The organism is Halomonas salipaludis, from assembly GCF_002286975.1.
GTDB classification, from domain to species: Bacteria; Pseudomonadota; Gammaproteobacteria; order Pseudomonadales; family Halomonadaceae; genus Franzmannia; species Franzmannia salipaludis.
Map to the genome: position 1 here is coordinate 1 of NZ_NSKB01000028.1, position 2520 is coordinate 2520.

At 66.8% G+C, this 2520-nt stretch carries 2 protein-coding genes; both read left to right on the forward strand.

Features of this window, described 5'->3' with window-relative positions; all coding sequences use genetic code 11:
• Window positions 1–255, forward strand: a 255-nt coding sequence (locus CK498_RS25535) for a TAXI family TRAP transporter solute-binding subunit (RefSeq protein ID WP_324615594.1), incomplete at its 5' end; no start/stop codon positions are given.
• Window positions 256–400: 145 nt separating this feature from the next.
• On the forward strand, window positions 401–2520 hold a 2120-nt coding region (locus CK498_RS25540), incomplete at its 3' end, for a TRAP transporter permease (protein WP_095623647.1).

Genomic DNA, 2520 nt, shown 5'->3' on the forward strand with positions numbered 1-2520 from the left:
ACCCTCGAGGAAGACGCCCGCGCCGTGTCGATGTGGAACTTCGCCATCGCCGGCTGCGACCTGCCGGAAGACTTCGTCTACGAAGTCACGCGCATCACCATGGAGAACAACGACAAGATGATGGACGTGCACCGCAGTGCCGCCACCACCATCCCCGAGAACGTCGTGCACAACACCGTGATGCCGTTCCACCCGGGCGCCGCGCGCTGGTTCAACGAGAACGGCTACGAGATCGATGACGACATGATCCGCTAAGCCACTGCGCTAGTACCAACCGCAAGGGCCGGCACCTGATCCCAGGGCCGGCCCTTGCCACGCCATTACTGCTTCAGGAAACGCTGATCAAGCTAGGGCCGACGTGGTCGATCAGCCGATTCCGACACTCAAGGGTAACTGTCCCATGAGCAATACACCCGACAACCGTTCTTCCGCCGAGGCCTCGCCTGGCGACGCGGAAGAGCAGCATGACGCCAAAGAGCTGCTTGCCGAAGGCGTCGACGAAGAGGTCATCGAGTCCAACCGGCGCCTGTTCACCGGCTGGCAGTGGGCGCTGTTCGGCGGCCTCGCCGTGGCCTACTCGCTGTTCCACCTGATTACCCTCAACGTGCTGCCGATGGAGACCTGGTCGTACCGGGTGATCCACATCGCCGGCGCGCTGATCCTCGGCTACGGCCTCTACACCGGCGGCCGCTTCGCCAGCGACGGCCGGCAGGCGGCGCCCAAGTGGCAGACCGTGCTCTCCGCGCTGCTGCTGCTGCCGGCGCTCTATGCGCTGCTGCAGACTTTCCTGATGTGGCGCACCATCGAGGGCGGCGCGATGCGCATCGAGCCGCATATCGAGGCCTGGCACTACGGCTATCCGCTGATCCTGGCCACCGCCGCGGCCATCGTGATGTCGTGGCTGTATCGCCAGGTGCGCGAGAAGTGCGCGCTGCCCGACCTGGTGCTGATGGTCTGCGCCCTGGCCAGCGCCGGCTACTTCCTGGTCATCTACAACACCCCGCTGCGCATGTCGACCGGCACCTCCTTCGCGCCGATGGGCATCTCCTATGCGGCCATCGCCGGCTCGCTGCTGATCCTCGAGATGACCCGCCGGGTCACCGGCAATGCGCTGGTGATCATCTCGCTGGTGTTCCTGCTCTACGTCTGGGGCGGGCCCTACCTGCCCGGCTTCCTCGGCTACCCGGGCCTCTCGGTGGGGCGCTTCTTCAGCCAGGTCTACACCGATGCCGGCATCCTCGGCCCGACCACCGCGGTGTCGTCGACCTACATCATCCTGTTCATCATCTTCGCCGCCTTCCTGCAGGCCTCCAAGGTCGGCGACTACTTCGTCAACTTCGCCTTCGCCGCCGCTGGCCGCGCCCGCGGCGGCCCGGCCAAGGTGTCGATCTTCGCCTCTGGCCTGATGGGCATGATCAACGGCACCAGCGCCGGCAACGTGGTCTCCACCGGCTCGCTGACCATCCCGCTGATGAAGAAGGTCGGCTACCCGGCGCGCAGCGCCGGGGCGATCGAGGCCGCGGCCTCCAGCGGCGGCCAGATCATGCCGCCGATCATGGGCGCCGGCGCCTTCATCATGGCCGAGATCACCGGCATCCCCTACCGCGAGATCGCCGTAGCGGCGCTGATTCCCGCCGCGCTCTACTTCCTCTCGGTCTACTGCATGGTCGACTTCGAGGCCGCCCGCAAGGGCATGCGCGGCATGCGCAAGGACGAGATCCCGCAGTTCCGCCGCCTGGTCAAGCAGGTCTACCTGTTCGCCCCGATCATCATCCTGATCGCCGCGCTGTTCATGGGCTACTCGGTGATCCGTGCCGGTACCCTGGCCACCGCCTCGGCGGCGGTGGTCAGCTGGCTGTCGCCGCACAAGATGGGCATCCGCTCGATCCTCAAGGCGCTGCAGCTGGCCGGCACCATGTCGATCCAGATCATCGTGGTCTGCGCCTGTGCCGGCCTGATCGTCGGGGTGATCTCGCTGACCGGGGTCGGCGCGCGCTTCTCGTCGCTGCTGCTCGGCCTGGCCGGGGTCAGCCAGCTGCTGGCGCTGTTCTTCGCCATGTGCATCTCGATCCTGCTGGGCATGGGCATGCCGACTACGGCGGCCTATGCGGTGGCCGCCTCGGTGGTCGCGCCGGGCCTGATCGGGATCGGCATCCAGCCGCTGGTGGCGCACTTCTTCGTGTTCTACTTCGCGGTGATGTCGGCGATCACCCCGCCGGTGGCGCTGGCGGCCTACGCCGCCTCGGGCATCTCCGGGGCCAACGCCATGGAGACCTCGACCACCTCGTTCAAGATCGGGCTGGCGGCCTTCATCGTGCCGTTCATGTTCTTCTACAGCCCGGCGATCCTGATGGAGGGCAGCGGCCTGCAGATCCTGCGCGTCGCGGTGACCGCCACCATCGGCGTGGTGATGCTCGCCGCGGCGGTGCAGGCGTGGTACTTCGGGGCGGTCAAGGCGTGGCAACGGCTGCTGCTGCTGGCCGGCGCGATCTGCATGATCTACGGCGGCATCTACACCGA